The 20,144-nt window shown below is 45.1% G+C and carries 19 protein-coding genes; 10 read left to right on the top strand and 9 right to left on the bottom strand.

Annotation, left to right across the window (positions count from 1 at the left end):
• Positions 1–241: 241 nt before the first annotated feature.
• Genes ACQEXR_RS12025 through hemC form a run of 4 tightly spaced genes read right to left on the bottom strand, consistent with a single transcriptional unit; the run spans position 242 to position 4,329 of the window.
• On the bottom strand, positions 242–1,429 hold the full coding sequence (locus ACQEXR_RS12025; protein WP_427020416.1) for a heme biosynthesis protein HemY: 1,188 nt from the start codon (positions 1,427–1,429) through the stop codon (positions 242–244).
• Positions 1,429–2,637: a uroporphyrinogen-III C-methyltransferase gene (locus ACQEXR_RS12030; protein ID WP_138972211.1), complete on the bottom strand. Its 1,209-nt coding sequence runs from the start codon at positions 2,635–2,637 to the stop codon at positions 1,429–1,431. Before ACQEXR_RS12030 ends, ACQEXR_RS12025 begins: the two co-directional genes overlap by 1 nt.
• A 3-nt stretch (positions 2,638–2,640) precedes the next feature.
• Positions 2,641–3,384, bottom strand: a complete 744-nt coding sequence (locus tag ACQEXR_RS12035; RefSeq protein WP_138972210.1) for a uroporphyrinogen-III synthase — start codon at positions 3,382–3,384, stop codon at positions 2,641–2,643.
• A 6-nt stretch (positions 3,385–3,390) separates the two neighbouring features.
• Positions 3,391–4,329: a hydroxymethylbilane synthase gene (gene hemC, locus ACQEXR_RS12040; protein WP_427020417.1), complete on the bottom strand. Its 939-nt coding sequence runs from the start codon at positions 4,327–4,329 to the stop codon at positions 3,391–3,393.
• Positions 4,330–4,662: 333 nt separating this feature from the next.
• Here hemC and ACQEXR_RS12045 point away from each other — a divergent pair, with 333 nt between their 5' ends.
• Entirely contained in the window at positions 4,663–7,191 is a 2,529-nt protein-coding gene (locus ACQEXR_RS12045; protein WP_138972208.1) for a class I adenylate cyclase, read from the top strand.
• A gap of 60 nt (positions 7,192–7,251) precedes the next feature.
• On the opposite strand, the gene cyaY is transcribed toward ACQEXR_RS12045, so the two are convergent.
• A complete protein-coding gene (gene cyaY, locus ACQEXR_RS12050) occupies positions 7,252–7,566 on the bottom strand; it encodes an iron donor protein CyaY (RefSeq protein WP_331418019.1) in 315 nt (104 codons plus the stop codon).
• A gap of 75 nt (positions 7,567–7,641) precedes the next feature.
• Here cyaY and lptM point away from each other — a divergent pair, with 75 nt between their 5' ends.
• The 7 genes from lptM (at position 7,642) to ACQEXR_RS12085 (ending at position 14,808) form a co-directional block, all read left to right on the top strand.
• Positions 7,642–7,761 (top strand): LPS translocon maturation chaperone LptM, encoded by a 120-nt coding sequence (gene lptM / locus ACQEXR_RS12055; RefSeq protein WP_419723661.1) that lies wholly within the window; start codon positions 7,642–7,644, stop codon positions 7,759–7,761.
• 28 nt (positions 7,762–7,789) lie between these two features.
• A complete protein-coding gene (lysA, locus tag ACQEXR_RS12060; protein WP_426953100.1) occupies positions 7,790–9,043 on the top strand; it encodes a diaminopimelate decarboxylase in 1,254 nt (417 codons plus the stop codon).
• A gap of 10 nt (positions 9,044–9,053) precedes the next feature.
• Positions 9,054–9,884: a diaminopimelate epimerase gene (gene dapF, locus ACQEXR_RS12065; RefSeq protein WP_331427745.1), complete on the top strand. Its 831-nt coding sequence runs from the start codon at positions 9,054–9,056 to the stop codon at positions 9,882–9,884.
• A 26-nt stretch (positions 9,885–9,910) separates the two neighbouring features.
• On the top strand, positions 9,911–10,615 hold the full coding sequence (locus ACQEXR_RS12070; RefSeq protein WP_269378393.1) for a DUF484 family protein: 705 nt from the start codon (positions 9,911–9,913) through the stop codon (positions 10,613–10,615).
• Entirely contained in the window at positions 10,587–11,513 is a 927-nt protein-coding gene (gene xerC, locus ACQEXR_RS12075; protein WP_138972203.1) for a tyrosine recombinase XerC, read from the top strand. Before ACQEXR_RS12070 ends, xerC begins: the two co-directional genes overlap by 29 nt.
• Before the next feature lie 2 nt (positions 11,514–11,515).
• On the top strand, positions 11,516–12,238 hold the full coding sequence (gene yigB, locus ACQEXR_RS12080; protein ID WP_427020418.1) for a 5-amino-6-(5-phospho-D-ribitylamino)uracil phosphatase YigB: 723 nt from the start codon (positions 11,516–11,518) through the stop codon (positions 12,236–12,238).
• Positions 12,239–12,333: 95 nt separating this feature from the next.
• Positions 12,334–14,808 carry an EAL domain-containing protein gene (locus ACQEXR_RS12085; RefSeq protein WP_427020419.1) on the top strand — a complete coding sequence of 825 codons (2,475 nt, stop codon included), beginning with the start codon at positions 12,334–12,336 and terminating at the stop codon, positions 14,806–14,808.
• On the opposite strand, the gene ACQEXR_RS12090 is transcribed toward ACQEXR_RS12085, so the two are convergent.
• Positions 14,792–15,427, bottom strand: a complete 636-nt coding sequence (locus ACQEXR_RS12090) for a tRNA-uridine aminocarboxypropyltransferase (RefSeq protein WP_427020420.1) — start codon at positions 15,425–15,427, stop codon at positions 14,792–14,794. The genes ACQEXR_RS12085 and ACQEXR_RS12090 overlap by 17 nt on opposite strands.
• The gene (locus ACQEXR_RS12095; protein WP_426953103.1) at positions 15,424–16,950 is read right to left on the bottom strand and encodes a COG3650 family protein; all 1,527 of its coding nucleotides are present in this window, start codon (positions 16,948–16,950) and stop codon (positions 15,424–15,426) included. Before ACQEXR_RS12095 ends, ACQEXR_RS12090 begins: the two co-directional genes overlap by 4 nt.
• Before the next feature lie 38 nt (positions 16,951–16,988).
• Between ACQEXR_RS12095 and ACQEXR_RS12100 the strand changes: the two genes are divergently transcribed.
• A complete protein-coding gene (locus tag ACQEXR_RS12100; RefSeq protein WP_427020421.1) occupies positions 16,989–17,468 on the top strand; it encodes an EVE domain-containing protein in 480 nt (159 codons plus the stop codon).
• A gap of 47 nt (positions 17,469–17,515) precedes the next feature.
• Here the strand turns inward: ACQEXR_RS12100 and ACQEXR_RS12105 are convergent, their stop codons facing one another.
• Together ACQEXR_RS12105 and ACQEXR_RS12110 are read right to left on the bottom strand one after the other, a co-directional pair.
• Positions 17,516–18,343: a Cof-type HAD-IIB family hydrolase gene (locus ACQEXR_RS12105; RefSeq protein ID WP_269378400.1), complete on the bottom strand. Its 828-nt coding sequence runs from the start codon at positions 18,341–18,343 to the stop codon at positions 17,516–17,518.
• Between the two features lie 106 nt (positions 18,344–18,449).
• Positions 18,450–19,436 carry an alpha/beta fold hydrolase gene (locus tag ACQEXR_RS12110; RefSeq protein ID WP_331427751.1) on the bottom strand — a complete coding sequence of 329 codons (987 nt, stop codon included), beginning with the start codon at positions 19,434–19,436 and terminating at the stop codon, positions 18,450–18,452.
• 85 nt (positions 19,437–19,521) lie between these two features.
• Here ACQEXR_RS12110 and rhtB point away from each other — a divergent pair, with 85 nt between their 5' ends.
• Positions 19,522–20,139: a homoserine/homoserine lactone efflux protein gene (gene rhtB, locus ACQEXR_RS12115; RefSeq protein WP_427020422.1), complete on the top strand. Its 618-nt coding sequence runs from the start codon at positions 19,522–19,524 to the stop codon at positions 20,137–20,139.
• The last annotated feature ends 5 nt before the right edge of the window (positions 20,140–20,144 follow it).

Below are 20,144 nucleotides of genomic sequence, written 5' to 3' on the forward strand. Positions count from 1 at the left end.
GCTTTTTGTGTATTAGGGAGCAGGAGTGCTTCAGGTGTGGAAATCGGGTACGGGCTGTGGATTACGCGCTTTGAGATAGGGGACAATACGAGCGCTGCTTACGCTGAAGGTAAGGTTTGGCTGTAAACTGATGAGATGCTGGGCCTAGAAGATGTTGATAGGACTTGTCTCTGAAAAGAGAAAATATTCTCGCTATAAAAAAGCCACCTGATTAGGTGGCTTTCTAAAGTACTTGCTAGTGTTAAGCAGCAGGGCCGCTGATCAGAGTCAGTGCTTTTTTAGAGACTTCATGTGCGGCTTTAGTTAGGTTTTGTTTCTCTAGGGCATCCGCCAGTAGACCGTAATCTGAGACGTTTGAGCGTATAGAGAGCGCTTTCTCTAAGTACTGTTGAGCGCCACTCCAGTTTTCATTACGTAGGTGGAACTGCGCTAAAGCACTATTTGCTTGTGCGTTATTGGCATCTTTTCTTAGAACTTCTTCTAAGAAGGTGATAACTGGATGGCTGTCTGAGAGTTTAAGCTCAGGAAGTAAGCGATATAATTCAGAATTCGGATGCTTCTTAAGTGTTTCTTTAATTAAAGTAAACGCTTCGTTATCTGCCTGACGGTTGATGAGTTGCTTCGCAAAGCACTCCACTAGGTGAGCGTCTGATTTCACCTTGCGTGGTAGCGCATTCCAGTGAGCGATCAGTCCTTCACTCCCTTTTTGCTCTGCAACTTCAGTAAGCAGGCCGCATTGTGCTCGTTGTGCTAATGGCTCTTGTTCCTCTTCGGTCACGATCTTATTCTTCACGAGTTTTGGCAGTAAGTCCAAAAGCGGCTGCCAAAGCTTCAGTTCAATGTAAACCTGTTTGAGTAAGTTCAGCACTATTAGGTTGTTGGCATAGTTATGTTTCAAGCCTGACAGCGTTTCAAGAGCTTGGTTGTACTTAGCATCGCGAATTTGTTGTTTGGCTCTAGTGAGCTCAACCGCTAGCTCAGCGTTTTCTTGCTGTGCTGCCAGTTCTAAATAACGATCACGCTGTGCTTCATTACCCATGCCTTGTGCTGCTTCTGATGCAACTAAGTAACAGAGTAGTGGCATATCATGATGATTGGCCCAACGAGTCACTTTTTTCTCTGCGAGCTTGAAATCACCTTCGAGCAACTTGATGATTCCTTCATTTGTGTAGCGGCGTGAGCGTCTCATTTTACGTACGCTGAAGTAATTCCATGTCGCTGAACTCGCATAGAATACTTTCTTAATCAGATACTCTAAACCGAACAGTGCTGCTAGCGCGCCAATAACGAAGATGACTAAAGTCGTGACACTCATCTCGATGGTTTTGTTGGCAATTGAGATCAGCACATAGCCTTGTTGACCTGCATACTGAGTACCAACAAACAGTCCTAATCCGAGTACGACAAAGAGAAAAATAAGGCGAAACATTACTTATCCTCCGATACTAGAGTCGTTACTTCACGACGAAGGCGTTCACGAATGACATCAGATAGGTTCTGTTGGGTTTCAAGCTTAACTGGATACTCAACTTGAACCTTTTGTGAGCTCAATAGCTCTAGAGCTTTATTAAACTCTTTCACTTCATTTGAGTCTTGGTTAAAGAAGGTTGATGACCATTTGTCTGCGGTTGTTAACGCAGTCGAGTAGATTTCTTGTTGTTCTACGTAGACGGCCTTAATCGCTGTCTCTAACTTCGCCTTAATGTTTTCTTTTAAGTAGAAGTGCTGCTGAGGTGATAGGAGTGGAATAACGTTGCCATCACGAGTTCTGAAAGTGATGAAGTTGTCAGAGAAATCTTTTAGTGAAGTAATTAGGTTATCTTGCCAGTCGTAGATGTCTTCTGAAACTACAGGTTTTTGCTGCTTATCTGCTTCAGGAAGTAGGGCATTGGCAAGTGGGAGTTTATCTACCTGTTGCTGTAGTGCTGTAATGCGTAGCACTAAACCTTCACGATCAACTAATGGAATGGTCTTTAGCTTAGTAATGTCGTTGGCCATCGCTTTTCGCAGTGGAACTAAACTTGGGTCGTTCAGTGCAGCGATGCGCTGGTCCGCACTTTCCATCAGTTTGGTTGCGCTTACCGCGTCATGCTCAAGAAAGAGTTTACGTCCTGCCAGTTTTACCAAGTAATCTGCTTCCGCGAGAAGCCAGTCATTTGGACGACGCCCTTTCACATCAGCAACGGCTAACTGAAGGCTTTCAATGCTTTTTTGTTGCTGAGCTAATACGGTTTCTGCACGGTGAGTGATTTCTGTCGCTTTGGCGATGGCTTGCTGCTGGGTCGCTTCAAGTTCAGATTGAACCGAGTTTTGAGTTTGCTGCAACTGAGTCTGTAATGCGCTAATTTGCGCTTGGTATTCAGCGTTCTTTTGTTGCATTTGGAAGGTAAGACCGCCACCGAAAAGGACCGAAATAACGATGGCAACAGTCGCGAGCTTAACGCCACGTTTGGCTTGTTTATCTTCAGCTTGAGTTTTCGCGGCTTCGCTAGGCTTTGGTTCCGTGGCTGGTGAGACTTGCTCTGCTGTCTCTACCGCTGTTTCTGCAGACGCTGTTGTTTCTGATTTGTTTGCGTCCGCTGCCTTATCTTTTTCTTGGTCAGGGGCAATGTTTTCGTTTTTATTTTTGCTTGTCATGACTTATTGTCCTGTTTTGTCTGGCCGGAGAGCAGCCAATAACACTGGGTTCGAGGCACTGAAAGTATTGGTGACCACTTTAAAACCGACTTCTCGTGCTTGTTGCGCTATACGCTCGCTAGGTACGTAGAGGTGTAGCGTAAATAACCAGTCCCGTTGTTGTTGATTAAACTGCGAAATAAAGTAGTCGAGCTGACCTGAACTGGTGATGACTAATTGATTAATGTTTTTATCTTGCCAGAACGGTACGAGTAAATCTGAGCGGAAAGCTAGGTTTTCTCGTTTGTATACTTCTCTATATTCAACACACGCACCTCGTGCAGAGAGCGTATCGAAGATGAGTTCTCGCCCGCCATTTCCACGCAAGATGAGGATTGATTTGTTGGTGACGTTTTGCAGTACATCCAGATTAAGTAGATGTTCGCTGTCACTAATTTCTGGGTAGTGTACTTTTTGTTGACTCACTTTGCTCAAAACATGTGCAGTTTTTTGACCAACGGCAAGGTAGATCGGCTGTGAAGGCCAAGTTAGGCTCAATTGTGAGAGGAAACGATGGCTCGCTTCCACTGCGTGCTGGCTAACTGCGATGATGATGTCAACTTCAGCTATTCGATTCTCCAGTCCGGTTAAGTGCTCACCGGGCTGGATATGTATAAGAGGGTGGTGAAGGTTGGAAACTCCAACCTTCGAAAGTTGCTCACATAGGGTAAGGCCTTGTTGTCCCGGCCTAGTGACCAGTACTGCCATAGTGATTTACTCGTGTTCTGCGTACAGTTTAGTCAGAATCTCTTTCGCGCCGTCTGCCAATAGTTGATTAGCAAGTTCGACACCTAGAGCTTCTGCGTCTGCACGAGCGCCACGGATCTCACCACGAACGATCATAGAGCCGTCTGGTTCACCCACTAAAGCACGTAGCCAGATGTTGTCGCCATCAATGAGCGAGTAACTACCGATTGGCACCTGACATCCACCTTCTAGGGTTAGGTTCATTGCGCGTTCACAGCGAACACGGTCTGCGGTTTCTTTGTGGTTTAGTGGCTCTAGGAGTTCAATAAGGCGTTCATCGTCTAAGCGACATTCAATACCGACTGCCCCTTGTCCAACTGCTGGTAAGGACTGTTCTGGTTCAATAAAGCTCTTGATACGCTCTTCCAGTTCAAGGCGTTTTAGGCCAGCGGCAGCAAGAATGATGGCATCGTATTCGCCAGCGTCCAGTTTGCTGAGACGAGTGCCAACATTGCCACGCAGTTCTTTAATGACTAAGTCTGGACGAGCCTCTTTAAGTTGACATTGACGACGCAGGCTACAAGTGCCCACAATTGCTCCTTGGGGGAGTTCATCAATACTGCTGTATGTGTTGGATACAAAAGCATCGCGTGGATCTTCACGCTCACAGATGGTGACTAGGCCTAGGCCTTCAGGGAAATCGACAGGAACGTCCTTCATCGAGTGGACGGCCAAATCTGCTCGACCTTCCAGCATGGCGACTTCAAGCTCTTTAACGAATAAACCTTTACCACCCACTTTTGCTAGCGGTGTATCTAAGATAATGTCGCCTTTGGTTACCATGGTTACTAGCTCAACTTCCAAACCTGGGTGAGCAGCTTGTAATGCGTCTTTAACATAGTGAGCCTGCCAAAGCGCAAGTGGACTTTTACGTGTAGCGATACGAATTGGAGTTGTTTGAGTCATAGTGTTCTGCTGATACCAAAATAATCGCTAATCCTACCACTGTCGGCTAAAAATGCATTACTGCATATTCATTCGGGTGAGGGATTGATGTTTGCTAGCACAAAATCATCGAAAGAGTGTGATAAATGTCTCGTTTGTAAAATAGGCTATTATTATTAAGAGCAGTTACGTACCACACTAAGAGCGGCAACTTCAGATGGACAAAATTGTGTAGATCAGATCGTACATTTCTTTACCAATCCAAATAAAAATGTTAGATTGATCACGTTTTGTTGGTGCTTTAGGACAGTTTTTAGTCAGGCACTATCTAGGATATGAACCAAGGAAGCTCCCTTGCAGGCTTACACCAAGACGTTAATAAAGAGACTTGATAACCTTAACCAGCAACGTATTGAACGTGCGCTGGCGCTTATGGATTTACCAAGTCAACGAGTCTTCCATCTGATCCCAACTCTACTCCATTTCAACCATCCTCTGTTTCCTGGTTACTTTGATGCCAACGTTCCTTTTGGTATTTGTGATTTTGAGCTTAACGACATTCAGCAGCAATTCGTTGAAGATAGCCAATTAACCATTGGACAGCCTCTACCTACCAGTGAAAATCCAGCAATTCTCGGTCTTTATACCATGGGAAGTACATCTTCTATTGGGCAAAGCACCTCCAGTGATCTGGATATTTGGGTATGTGTATCACCTGAGATGGAATGCGAGGAAAGAGAAAGCCTAACCAACAAATGTTTACTGATCACTGATTGGGCACAAACTCAGGGTGTTGAAGCGAATTTCTTCTTAATGGATGAGCAACGTTTCCGTTCAAATCATTCTGAAGAAATGACCGGTGACAACTGTGGTTCATCTCAGCATCTACTGTTACTTGATGAGTTTTATCGCAGTGCTGTCCGCCTCGCTGGCCAGCGCTTGCTGTGGCAGATTGTTCCAACTGAGATGGAAGAGTGCTACGACGAATATGTAAAAGACCTGTGCAGTAAAGGATATATCGATTGCTCTAAGTGGATTGACTTCGGCAAATTGAATCGAATTCCTGCAGAGGAGTATTTTGGCTCGAATCTATGGCAGCTTTACAAGAGTATTGACTCGCCATACAAGTCGGTTCTGAAAGCCATTTTATTAGAAGCCTATTCGTGGGAGTACCCAAATACCCAGCTGTTGAGCCTAGATACTAAGCGACGTTTCTTTGCGCATGAGCCGGATCTTTACGGGATGGATGCGTATTACCTAATGCTAGAAAAGGTGACTCGTTATCTTGAACGTATTGGAGATACCACGCGTTTAGATTTAGTGCGCCGCTGTTTTTATCTTAAAACGCACGAAAAGCTTTCTAGAGAACCAAGTGTGGGTTCGGTGGAATGGCGTCGTGAAGCGCTGAGTGAGCTAGTACAGCAGTGGAATTGGTCAGACTCTGTTATTGAAGAGCTTGATGACCGTCGTAACTGGAAAGTAGAGCAAGTCAAAGTTGTGCACCATGCGCTGCTGGACGCTTTGATGCAGAGCTACCGGAATCTTATTCAGTTTGCTCGTCGCAACGATATTACTTCTGCCATTAGCCCTCAGGATATTAGTATCTTGGCGCGTAAGCTGTATGCTGCGTTTGAAGTGTTACCAGGTAAAGTTACACTGCTTAATCCTCAGATTTCTCCTGATTTGCATGAGTCTGACCTCACCTTTATTGAAGTTCGTCCAGGACGGACAAATAAAGCGGGTTGGTATCTGTATAAACAACCTTTGACTCCACACCGTATTATCGGTCAGGCGCCGTTAGAACATAACGAGTATTTGAGTAAGCTAGTCGCATGGTCATTCTTCAATGGTTTGATTACAGAATCGACTCGTTTGCATTCTGTGATTCGTGATGCTCACCTCGACATCGACAAGTTCTATCAGATGGTGAGTGACCTACGTAATACATTCTCACTGCGTAAACGCCGACCGACAATGCAAGCGTTAGCTAGCCCATGTGAAATTAGTCAACTGGCGATGTTTATCAACTTTGAAAACGATCCAACAGCAGACCTGAGTGGTAAGTCTTTGAAGCTTGATCCTAAAACCACAGATATTTTTAGCTTTGGTCCTGAGCAGAAATGCCTAGTCGGCAGTGTTGATTTGGTTTACCGCAATTCGTGGCATGAAGTACGTACTTTGCATTTTAAAGGTGAGACGGCCATGCTGGACGGGTTGAAAACCGTGCTAGGGAAAATGCATCAGGATGCGATCCCGCCAGAGTCAGTGGATGTGTTCTGTTACAGCAAAAATCTACGTGGCGTCATGCGCAACAAGGTTTATCAGTTATTGGCAGAGTGTATTGATTTACGTCTCAAGCCAGTTGAACAAGAAAAACGTCGTCGATTTAAGGCTTTACGCATAGGTCAGCAAACTTACGGTCTTTTTTATGAACGTCGTGGTGTTTCGGTTCAAATGTTGGAAAACTCGGTAGATTTTTATCGCAGTATTTCGACCAACAAGTTGAAAGGTTCACCACTTCTGATGCTAGATAAGGAACAGGACTATCAGTTGCCTGAAGTGGTTGATGGTTTTGCTAGCGAAGGTTTGATTCAGTTCTTTTTTGAAGATACTGATAAAGGCTTCAATATCTACGTGTTGGACGAATCGAATCGAGTGGAAGTCTATCACCAGTTTAAAGGTGAGAAAGATGAGATGATTGCGAGCGTGAACAGTTTTTATACCTCGGTGAAAGATGAAAATCCGCTCTCTTCGAAACTGATCAATTTCAATTTGCCTCAGTACTACCAGATTGTTCGTCCAGAAGATGACGAACCTTATATTGTTCCTTATCGAAATGATGGCGCCAGTTACACTAGGCCAAACAAGATAGTCAATGCATAAACGAATACAAAAAAGAGCATCTAAGGATGCTCTTTTTTTATGTTGGGCAGGGATGATGCCTTAGGCCCACTCGATCTCTTCGTCGCAGTGTTTTTCACACTCTTGCTTAACCATAGCAATAAGTTCTAGTCCAGTCTTTGAACACGTCCAATTACCATCAACTAGAGCAAAGTGAAACCCCCCAGATTTAGATGCTAGCCAGATCTCTTTCATTGGTTCCTGACGGTTGATAATGATTTGACTGCGGTCTTCAAACTCCAAAGTCATTACGTTGCCAGAGGTCTCGTAATCGATGTCCGCACCTGAATCATCAATCATTTCCTCGATGATTTGCATTTGAACATCTACTAACTGATGAAATTCCGTATCGTTCATCTAATCTATCCTATTGCTTTTCTTGAGTGTGGTGCGATTATAGGGGGCATTGATAGAATAATCACGATACAACCAATGAAAAAATCGATCTTAGCTCTTTTTATCTTTTCGGTGCTTGGCTTAGCTGGCTGTGGTCAAACTGGACCGCTTTACATGCCTGAAGATGCTCAGCAGAACGAGCAGTCTTCACAATAATTAGAAACAGAATATAAGGGAAAGTACTTTGGATTACTTCAACTATCAGGATGATGGCCAGCTATGGGCCGAAGATGTCGCACTAACAGAACTTGCACAACAGTACGGCACGCCACTTTATGTATACTCACGCGCAACATTTGAGCGTCACTGGCACGCGTTTGATAAATCGGTAGGTGAGCACCCACATTTGGTGTGCTATGCCGTCAAAGCAAACTCAAACCTTGGTGTATTGAATGTGTTAGCTCGCCTGGGTTCTGGTTTTGATATTGTGTCTGGTGGTGAACTGGAACGAGTCATTGCTGCCGGTGGTGAAGCAAGCAAAGTTGTATTCTCTGGCGTTGGTAAAACCGAAGCCGAGATGAAACGAGCGCTAGAGCTGGGGATCAAGTGTTTCAACGTAGAGTCTGAGCCAGAGCTTGAGCGTCTCAACAAGGTTGCTGGAGAGCTTGGTCTTAAAGCACCGATCTCGCTGCGCATTAACCCAGATGTCGATGCAAATACTCACCCTTATATTTCAACTGGCCTACGTGATAACAAGTTTGGTATTGCGTTTGATCGTGCACCTGCGGTTTATAAATTTGCTCAAAGTCTAGAGAACTTACAGATTCGCGGTATTGACTGCCATATTGGATCTCAGCTAACCGATATTGAACCGTTTATCGATGCAACAGATCGCCTGCTCGCACTTATTGATGATCTAAAAGCCCAAGGTATTAAGATCGATCATCTTGATGTTGGTGGTGGTTTAGGGGTGGTATACCGTGATGAGCTGCCACCAGAGCCTTCTGATTATGCGAAGGCACTGCTAGGTCGTCTTGAAAATCATCAAGACTTGGAGCTTATCTTTGAACCCGGCCGTGCGATTGCAGCTAACGCAGGTGTCTTACTGACTAAGGTAGAATTCCTTAAACATACCGAACACAAGAATTTCGCCATTATTGATGCCGCAATGAATGATTTAATGCGTCCAGCGCTTTATCAAGCATGGCAAGATATCGTGCCTGTTTGCCCTCGCAAAGGCGAACCAATGACTTACGACTTGGTGGGACCTATCTGCGAAACGGGTGATTTTCTCGGTAAAGACCGTTCGCTAGTGATTGAGGAAAATGATTTGCTAGCGGTACGTTCTGCTGGTGCTTATGGCTTTGTCATGTCGTCCAACTACAACACTCGTTCTCGTGCAGCAGAGGTCATGGTTGATGGCGATCAAGCTTACTTAGTGCGCCAAAGAGAAGAACTATCCAGTTTGTGGGCACTTGAAAACGTACTTCCGGAGTAATTGAAGTCTTATGCATTTCCATTTTTCAAAAATGCACGGTTTGGGTAACGACTTCATGGTCGTTGATTGTATTACTCAAAATATTTTCTTTTCCCCTGATTTGATCCGTCGCATGGCGGATCGTCACACAGGCGTTGGTTTTGACCAACTGCTTGTCGTGGAAGCTCCATACGATCCTGAAACCGACTTCCACTACCGAATTTTTAACGCTGATGGTAGTGAAGTTGAACAGTGTGGTAATGGTGCTCGATGCTTTGCTCGCTTTGTCCGAATGAAAGGATTAACTAACAAGTACAGCATTAGCGTCAGTACTAAAAAGGGTAAAATGGTACTGAACATAGAGGAAGATGATCAGGTTACGGTGAACATGGGAGTGCCGGAATTTGAACCAAGTAAGATTCCTTTCAAAGCGAAGCAGACTGAAAAAACGTACATCATGCGTACAGGGGAAAAAACCTTATTCTGTGGTGCAGTCAGCATGGGTAACCCTCACGTGGTGACTGTGGTTGATGATGTCGCTACGGCTGATGTCGACACATTAGGACCTCTTCTAGAGTCCCATGAGCGATTCCCTGAGCGCGTTAATGCTGGATTCATGCAAGTATTGCGACGAGATGAAATCAACCTACGAGTCTATGAGCGAGGGGCTGGTGAGACTCAAGCCTGTGGCAGTGGTGCTTGTGGTGCGGTAGCTGTTGGTATCATCCAAGGGCTATTAGACGAAAGCGTTAAAGTGAACCTGCCTGGTGGTTCGCTGCACATTAGCTGGCAAGGACCTGGGAAACCGTTATACATGACAGGCCCTGCTACCCATGTGTTTGATGGTCAGCTAAGCTGCTAAGAATAAAATAATAACAAGGATTCAACGTGTCTCAAATTGAAGCGGATGCACTGACGGCTGAAGTGGTAGCCGAGTACCTAAGTGACAATCCAGACTTTTTTACTCATCGACGTGATTTAGTGGACCGACTGGCACTGCCAAGTCAGGAACAAGGTGCTGTTTCTCTGGTTCATGTGCAAATGAACCGGCAGCGTCAGCGAATCGAAGAGTTAGAAGAAGAGATCACCTCATTAATGTCTCTGGCTAAAAGTAATGACAGAACATTTCATGAGTTTATGGAGCTGCAAGAGCAGATCCTCAAATGTGACACCCTGTTTTCGGTAGTAAAAGCCATTGAAAATATGGCCAAATCACTAGGATTAGTGGCTTATGTGCGCTTACTTGATAGCGAATCGGGCTACTACTCATTGAATAAAGAAAACTATCAGCGTTTTGCGACCAATCATTTAAACGGTAAGAGTGCTTACTTGGGGCGTATGCGCAAAGTAGATCGCGAATTATTGCTAGGTGAAAACTCTCGAGCGCCAGAAATGGGTTCGTATGTCGTGCTACCCTTGTATAAGAAAGCACTTCAAGGAGTACTGATGTTCTCAAGCGGTGATGGTGGCCATTTCCAGCCCCATATGGACACCTTGTTCCTGCGTCACTTGGCGCTGGTGTTATCTCATTTGATTGAAAGCCTGCCTTGGCAATGTGAAGAGCATGAGCGAATCAGTAACTCCTCTTCCTAGCGGACTAAGACAGCCTCTGGAACGCTTCTATGAATATTTAAGAAGCGAAAAGGGGCTGAGCTTGCATACCCAGCGCAATTACAAACAACAGCTTGAAACCATCGCAAGTCACCTTGTTCATCTTGGTCTGAAAAGTTGGCAACAAGTGGACGCTGGATGGGTGCGCCAAATTGCCAGCAAGGGAATGCGTGATGGGATGAAGGCCAGCAGTATTGCTACTCGTCTCTCTTCGTTACGTAGCTTTTTTGACTTTCTGATTTTGCGCGGCGAATTGACTGCAAATCCAGCCAAAGGGGTTTCTGCGCCACGTAAAAAACGTCCTTTGCCTAAAAATCTCGATGTTGATGAAGTAGGTCAATTGCTTGAGGTGAATGAAGATGATCCATTAGCGATTAGAGATCGCGCAATGATGGAGCTGATGTATGGTGCAGGGCTTCGTTTGGCTGAAATGGTCAATGTAAACCTTAAGGATGTGAGCCTTTCTTCCGGTGAACTGCGTGTTATCGGTAAAGGCGATAAAGAACGCAAAGTCCCTTTCTCTGGAATGGCGGCGGAATGGGTAACCAAATGGCTGAAAGTTCGCTCTAGCTTAGCGAAGAGTGATGAGCCAGCTTTGTTCGTCTCAAAGCTTGGCGTTAGGATATCGCACCGGAATGTTCAAAAACGTATGGCGGAGTGGGGCCATAAACAGTCTGTCGCGAGCCACATTAGCCCCCATAAGCTGCGACATTCATTTGCCACACATATGTTGGAGTCGAGTAATAATCTACGAGCGGTTCAGGAGCTGTTAGGGCATGAAAATATTTCAACCACTCAGATCTATACCCATTTAGATTTTCAACATTTGGCTGACGTTTACGATCAGGCACACCCAAGAGCGAAAAAGAAAGGGAGTTAATTGTGCAATTTTTCCGCCAATGGCAAGCAGTCAAAGCAATGACTTTCGACCTTGATGACACGCTTTATGATAATCGTCCAATCATTCGTCAGGTTGAACGCCAGATGGTTGAATGGTTGCACCACCAACACCCTATCTCTGCGACTCAGCCGCTAAGCTGGTGGTATGATTTAAAACGAACCTTGGCAAAACAAGATAGCTGGTTACCTAACGATGTGACGCTATGGCGTTATAAACAAATTGAGCAGGGACTGATTTTGCTTGGTTATCAGCCGCAGCAAGCACAGTCGGCGGCTGAAGAGGCGATTGCGCGTGTCTTAGAGCTTCGGAGCGATTTCACAGTACCGTTAGAATCTCACAAGGTATTGGCCGAGCTGGCTAATCAGATACCCTTGGTAGCGATCACTAATGGTAATGTTGATGTGGAAAAAATTGGTTTAGCTGACTACTTCTCTTTGGTGCTGAAAGCTGGCCCAGATGGTTATGCAAAACCCCATCGAGATCTCTTCGACAAGGCGCAACAATTTTTGGCGATACCCGCTGAGGATATTTTGCACGTTGGTGATCACTTGGTCTCAGATGTCCTTGGCGCCAAGTGCAGTGGAATGAAGGCTTGCTGGTTCAACGATCAAAATATCGATTTGTATCAACATGATAAGGTGAAAGTTATCCCGGATGTTGAAGTAAACCGATTGTCTGACTTATTGTTATTGATAGGGAAGTAACTAACAACTCTCGAAATCAACTCTTTTCATATGGATGCATATGCATTACGGTATAGCCACTAGTAAATAAATGAAACACGTCTTAGGCTATTTGAATGCGCACTTATTCCACGCTGGTGACTGATAATCAGCAATTAATGGCGTTTCTCCAGGATATTCCTGCTAGGAATTCTGCATCATGTCTTGTCCAGCTTTTTTCAACAGAGCCAGAAGATAGAGTATGTGCTTATGCTCGGCAGATTTATGAATTCCTTCCACATAGCCACATCATAGGGCATAGCACCCGCCATACGATTGTCGATGGGCAGATCACTCATCATGGAAGCTTAGTTGTTATCTCTTGCTTTGAGCATACTCGAATCACCTCTGCATGTGTTGAACTGACTGAGAATCCTATCCAAGAAGCACGCAATGTTTTTGGTGCTCTTGAACTGAATGAGCAGTCGAAACTCATCATCAGTTTTTCACAACACATCAAGAGTTTGGATTTTAACCTCTACCGAGCGCTAGGGGAGTTAACATCAGTGCCGATCAGTGGTGGTGTGGCCGCCAATGTTGATGTACGTGAAGAGTGGGTGTTGTATGGCACTCAAACTTATCAAAAGAGATCGGTATCGGTTGCTCTCCACAGTGATCGTTTGCAAGTATGGCGCAACGCATTTTCTGAATGGACGCCTGTTGGTGGTCCATTAAGAGTCACCGATGCGGAAGGCGCTAAGCTAAAATCTCTCGACTACCAGCCTGCTTATAGTTTATATCAAATGAGGCTCGCACAAGGGCGCTCGTTAGCTTTAGAGCAGATGTTAAGCTTCCCTTTAGAAAGCAGTTCTGGGCAAATCAGTTGTCCTAGAGCCCTTTACCCTGACGGTAGTATTGAACTTGATCAATCGATCTCGATTGGTGATGAAGTACGCATCTGCTACAACCATCCCTCTTTAACGCTTGAACAGGTTCGCCATGATGTCATTCAACTAGCAAAATATAACCCAGAGTCTGTGTTTATCTATAACTGTGAGTCTCGACTGGAGTTTGTGGAGGGTGTCAGTGAAATCAGGCTTTTCGATCAGTTCGAAATTTGTTGTGGTTCATACTGCTTAGGGGAATTTTATCGTAGCGAGCGTCAAGAGACGCTGCATCACAGCATGACTTATGTTGCGATGAGTGAAGATGACTCGCGTCCGGCTCTGACCGTTGCTGATAACGACGAATTTCCGGTCTCACCACTTTTTCACCTCATTCGTCATTCAATTGATGAGCTCAACCAGATCCGTCAAGGTGTTGAACAAAAACTGGCAAAACAGACCGAGAGGTTGATTGAGAGTTACCGCCTCGATAAACATACTGGATTGCAGAATCGAGTAGCCTTACAGGAAAGGTTAACTCGCGTGAAAAGCAATGAGCATATTATCACTTTTAAATTGTCGAACTTTCATCAGGTTAATGAAAAGTACGGTTATCAAGTCGCTGATGAGCTAATCCGAGATCTGACGGAGCACATAACCTCAAGCATTGCTCATCGCCATGGTAGTGATTTTGTTAAACACCTCTACTATATCGGACCTGCTGAGTGGGCGATTGTTTTTATGTCCAATCGCACGAGTGAACAAATTCGGGTTGAATTCTCCTCTTTCGCTGAAGAGTTAGAACACATTAATTTTGACCCATTTGAGTTGCCAGAACTCGACTACTTGTCAGTATCGATTACCGCAGGCATCGCGAGTCGATTTGATTTCCCTGAAGTTGAGGGAGAAGAGCTACTGCTAAAATCGATCGATGCTAGACGAATGGGAAAAGCACGTAACACCCATATGTGTAATGCGAAAGATTGCGCGGTTTCTGTTGCTGAACATCAAGATAGGCTTGAGTTGATGGGAGTCGTTAGCCGAGCCATTCTTAATAAACGCATCATTACCTACAGTCAGCCCATATTTGCCGCTCATACAAGAGAACAAGTGTCACAAGAGTGTCTGGTTCGAATCGAAGATGAGGGCAGCATCATCTCTCCAGGGCGTTTTTTACCTATTATCGAAGGAACTCATTTATATACGCGTTTGAGTCGCCACATGCTGACCTCTACGGTGGCATATATGGCCAACAGACAAGAGTCTTTCTCCATAAACTTATCACCACAGGATATGCTGAGTGATAAAACGTTGTACCTACTTGAGCAGTCGGTCGCTGAGATGAATGAGCCTTATCGGTTAGGTATTGAAGTTTTAGAATCGGAACAGATTAAAGATTTTGGTCGCATGGCGGAAGTTTGCAGTCACTTCAAAAAACTGGGTGTGCGCTTGATGGTTGACGATTTTGGTTCCGGTTATTCCAATTTAGATGAGATCATTCGTCTTGAGCCAGACATTATTAAGTTAGATGGCAGCTTGATAAGAAATATCGACCAAGACGAAAAACAGCGCCGTATTACGGCCCAGTTAGTTAAACTGTGTCAGGTTCTCAATGCCAAAACGGTCGCGGAGTTTGTCCACAATAGTGAGATTTGTAGCATTGCGGAAAGCATCGGCGTTGATTACCTGCAAGGCTTCTATCTAGCAGAGCCTAAACGTCTGTTTTAGCGTTGAAAACGTGACCACTTTTGTCGGCTTTAAACACCTGCATGTAGTGTTCAAAAAAACCTAATAGCTGTTCTGATGAGTTTGGTTCACCAAAGGCATCAAGTAGCTCGCAACACACTTCTAATGTGCATAGATGGCCTTGTTGTTGATTACGTCGCAACTGATAGGTGGAGACTCGGGTTGGTTCAAGGTGTACTTGTGGCAACGCTTGCAACCAAGGGCTTTTACGCAGCATCTTTTTCGCCTCTTGCCATGTGCCATCGAGAATAATGAACAGGGGCGTGCTATTTGTTGTTGCCTGTCTTTGCTGACGTTTAATCTCTGATATATCGATGCTCTTATCGCTTGGGAAGAGCAAATACGGGTCATACTGTTGGCTAGCCACCAATGCCATTAAGTTTGTGCAAGGCTCCGTGCGCTGCCATACATGAGAGCTACTGGTTGCCAAACTTTGGAGTAACCATTTACCGGTATTAGTCTCGCGATCCAACTCGTTCTCGTGCATTAATAGTGCAATATGAATAGGGGCTTGTGTCTTTGGCAACAAGTCACACACACACTGATGTTGCAGCAGACAGTGAGGGCAACGAGTGCCCTCAGAGGTTATTACAGTATTCAAAGAGTAATGCCTTGTTGATGAGGGGTTAGTCCATCAGAGAACAGTTGGATTGGACTGATTTCATCGTAACCTGCCACTGGGGCGGTACTTGGGTTTAGCGGATACTTAACACCATTATATTTTAGAACGTGCTGGTTAGGTATCGCGCCACCACCGCTAACAAATAGAACCAGATCTTGCCAGCCGCTTTGTTTATTGACTCCAACGTTAATTGGCGTTCTGACTAAGGTGATTTTGCTATTAAAGCGCCAATCCTGTTGCTGATTGTCGAAAATCAGGAGCGTACAGCCACCAGAGCCACACCAGTCGAGTTGTGCCAATAGTTCATTATGGCCATCGCCATTGAGGTCGTAGCTAAGCCAGCGGTAGCGAGTCCCGGTAGGATCTATACCGTTAGCGCTGAAATAATCTCGCAGTGCTTTGTCAACTTTGGGATTAAATTCAGCGGTTGCAGGGATAGCGAGTGGACTAGTCGTTCCATACGTTGTCGAGGCGCTCTGCTCGGACTTGAATAAAGTCAGTCCACCGTCAGCAATAGGGTAGACCATATTGCCCACTTTTTCTTTGTCAGCCGTTATCTGGTTCTCTTCTCGGCTAAAGATACGTTCAGAAAGCAGAGGTTGTTGCTGATGGTGAGTCATGACAACTTGAACCTGATTTGGGTTTAGTTGTTGCCAGTAGCCTCGTTCTACAGAGTCTGATTCGCCGTCATTATAGCTGTAAGTGGTTGTGGCCGTATGGTCAGAAGCGATATTTAAGCTGACACTAAAGTTGCTAGCTTGTGTGGATGTGGCCTGATAAACCCCCGTCCAATTGTGGGTAGCATCTTTGTTCGATAGCATTGCACAGCCATTGTAGGTAGAGTCACCCAGTTGCAATGTCGCACTCCATCCGTAGAGAGAGTCACTCATACCATCGACACAACTGCGTTTATTGAGTTCTAGCGATCCGGCATCGAACTGATATCGTCGGCGATCGGTTTCAATTCGACTCGATTTCAGTGCGAGTTGTTGTTTCTCTTCGCCCAGTTTTTGAAATGTGAGGAACTTGTCTGAAAAGGCAACAGACCAGTATGGTTCGTTACCAAATGCAGAAGTAGGTTTAACTGGCTGATCACAGCGTTTTGGGTTTTCCGCACTAAGGATATTGATTGAATCAACAATGAAGCGCGCCGTGTAGTCGGCAACAAAACCATCCGCTTGACCAGTTGCAAGGTGACCGACCACTTCTGCGTACAGAGGTGAATATGGGCTTGGGACGAGTTTAAGAGCCTGTTGAAATCTGTCATTGGGTAGGTCGAGCCAATACTGCTGTTGACTACCGCAAGGTGTGATGGAGCGAACCTCATGACCAAGTATCACTTCACCGCGCATTACAAACGTTTGTGCTTGAATACTCGCTGGGTTATCTAAACTCGCTTTAGGCGTTGTTGGCGTTGAAGTTACTTGTTGAGAATCAAATGTCGAACATGCTGACAACGTAAGTAAAGTCATTACAGCCGCTGGGTTTCGGAGCGCCTTCATGCTATATCTTCCCTATTCAGAAATTGGCGGAGTCTATTATGGCATATTGGCTGTTCAAAACAGAACCAGACACCTTTTCTATTGACACTCTTCGAACACAAAAGGTTTCTTGCTGGGAAGGCGTAAGGAATTATCAAGCTCGGAATATGATGCGTGATCAGATTAAAATGGGCGACTTGGTTCTGATTTATCACTCATCATGCAAAAAAGTAGGTGTGGCAGGCATAGCTAAAGTCGTGAAGGAAGCTTATCCAGATCATTTCTCGTTTGATCCTGAAAGCGACTACTACGATCCAAAATCAACGCCAGATAGCCCACGCTGGGTGATGGTGGATATCGAGTTTGTTCGTAAGACAGAGCGCTTAATCCCACTTTCAGTAATGAAAGCCATGCCCGAGTTGGAAAATATGCCGTTAGTGAAAAAGGGCAATCGTTTATCAATAATGCCTGTTTCTGAGCAGGAGTGGAGTGCGATTCTCGACAAAGAGAAACTCCCCAGCCAAAGACAATTCTCGTGAAGCAAATCAGGCTGCAATAAGCAGCCTGATGGTCGTGAATTAAGTGATTAAAACAGATGGTCTTGGAGGTAATGAGCGACCGCATCATCGGCATTGCTACCAATGACTTCGTTATTAGGCAGCGCTTCTTTCACCTTGTGGTGCGCTGTTTCCATCACCAAGCCTTTTCCAGCCATTTCAAGCATTTCAGCATCGTTCATACCATCGCCAAAGGCAATGCAGTTTTCTAGTGTGAGGTTTAAGGACTTAGCAACCGCTTCTAGCGCATGACCTTTGGACACTTCAGCTGCCATAACCTCTAGGCACCAAGGTGTGGAAAACGCGATATTTAGCTGGTCGCCAAACGTTTCTCGCAGCTTTTTCTCGAAGATAACGAGATGGTCATGATCGTGCTCTGGATGAGTGAAAAATATTTTTGCTATGCCTTCGCATGGCGCAGCTTGTGCTTCGAATCGCTTGTAGCTAAAGCCGGATTCACTATGAAATTTTGCGAGCATCTCATCATCTCTATCCAGCAGCCAGTCTTCATTTTGGTACATGTGGATAAAGATATTGCGATCTTCTCTGATCACATCGATCACCGCTTGAACCAAATCAGCAGGAACATTCTTGCTGTACATGAGTTGGTCATTCTGGTCATGCACTCGGGCACCGTTAGAAGTGATCATGTAGGCTGGAATCCCGGCGATTTCTCGAATACCAGCTACGTCGACGTGGTGACGACCTGTAGCAAAGATAAAGGTGAAACCTTTTTCGTGCAGGGCTTTCAGTGTCTGTTTGGAAAACTCGCTTAGCTGGTGGTTTGGAGCAAGCAAAGTACCATCGAGATCGGAGGCGACAATGTGAAAAGGAGTATCTTGGCGTGAGTTGGTCATATCACCCTCGTTGTGCAGCGTTGATTCGCCATTGGTTAGAGCGAATAGTGTACTCCAAGAGAAAGGGGAAAAAGAGGGTAAACTTCACCCTCAATCATTTCCTATTTTAGTGCATTTCAAAGAAGTTCAGGGTGAGATCGAGGGCTTGATTACGGTATTCGTCTTTCTCAAACAATAGCTCGTGTTTGGCGCCGTCGATGACTTCCAATACACAATCTTGATGTGTTTTAGCCAGCTTACGCATAAATTGATCTTGTGCCTGATTGGAGACGATCTGATCGTCTCCTGCCTGCATCACGAGCAGTGGCGTCTTAATGTGACGTGTCATTAAATAGCACTGTTTACAGGCGACTAAGCCTTGCCATACCCAACGCGTGCTTGCTCCGCCTACTTTTAGTTCAGCGTGTTGCTCATAGAGGTTGCGGAACCAGTGGTAGCGAATCGAACTTTGGCTAAGTAGGTTACCCGCAAAAGGTTTGGGATAGTAAGCCACTTGACCGGGAGCAAAAGTTGGTTTGGAGTAAACTGCCGTCAGCAGTTGGCCAAGCAGAGTTGCAATGGGTTTAAGGTGCCACGGCAGATTCACGCCATACATTGGCGCACTAAGTGATGCCGCATCAAATTGAGAATCGCGTGTTTGGAGATAACGAGTAACGATGTTTCCCCCCATAGAGTGACCAAGTAAATAGCGCTTGTCATAGTGCTCTAAGCTGAAGTGCTCGAGTAAGACGTCTAGGTCTTGAACGTAATCTTCAAACTCTCCGACATATCCCATCTGTGTATCTTCAATCAGACGTTCAGATAGCCCTTGTCCTCTGTGATCATAGGAATAGATATCGTAACCCTGCTGAAATAGGTCGTAGAACAGTTCTTGATATTTCGTGGTGCACTCGATTCGTCCATTGACCACGACAATCGCTTTAGTGTGCTGAGGTGAACAGAACTTTATCCAGTATAATGAGGTCCGATCGAACGATTTTAGGTAGCCCTGCTGCCTAGATTGCCAAAAGTTGGCAATATCGCTACTGATTGCTTGCTCAAAATCTGACTCTTGAGTATAAGAAGGAGTTATGTTGGAGCTTGAATCATTCATTGACGCTAATGACCTGAATATGATTGATTTTTGCGGCAGAGTTAGATTATGTGTGGCTAGCTACGTTTAGTCGAGAGGAAATACTATGGATATGCATGTTTGGCTTGCTTATGTGGTTACGGCAATTGTTTTTAGCCTTGCGCCAGGTTCTGGTACCGTAAATTCCATAAGTAATGGACTGAGCTACGGCACACGCCATTCTCTTTCTGCTATCGCCGGTCTGCAAATTGGTCTTGCTATTCATATTGCTCTTGTGGGTGCTGGTATTGGCGCTTTGGTTGCACAGTCTGCTTTGGCATTTAGCGTAATTAAGTGGGTAGGAGCGGCGTATCTGATTTGGCTTGGTATCCAAAAATGGCGTGATCGCTCAAGCTTAGCGGCGAATCAGGCGACTCAATATATGTCACGTACCAACCTAATGCGCAAAGCGGTGTTGATTAACCTTACTAATCCTAAGTCTATTGTCTTTCTTGTGGCCCTGTTTCCACAGTTTATTGACCCAGCAAGAGACCAATTGACTCAATTGTTGGTGCTAGGTATTACAACCGTAACTATAGATTCAGTCGTTATGTTGGGCTACACCAGCTTGGCTTCGCAGATGGGCCGTTTCATTCGTTCTGATCGTATTATGTCAAAGATAAACAAAGTGTTTGGCTCTATGTTTATGGGGTGTGGTGCGCTATTGGCAGCTGCAAAAGCATAACACTG

Source organism: Vibrio sp. TRT 2004 (assembly GCF_050113735.1).
GTDB lineage: Bacteria > Pseudomonadota > Gammaproteobacteria > Enterobacterales > Vibrionaceae > Vibrio.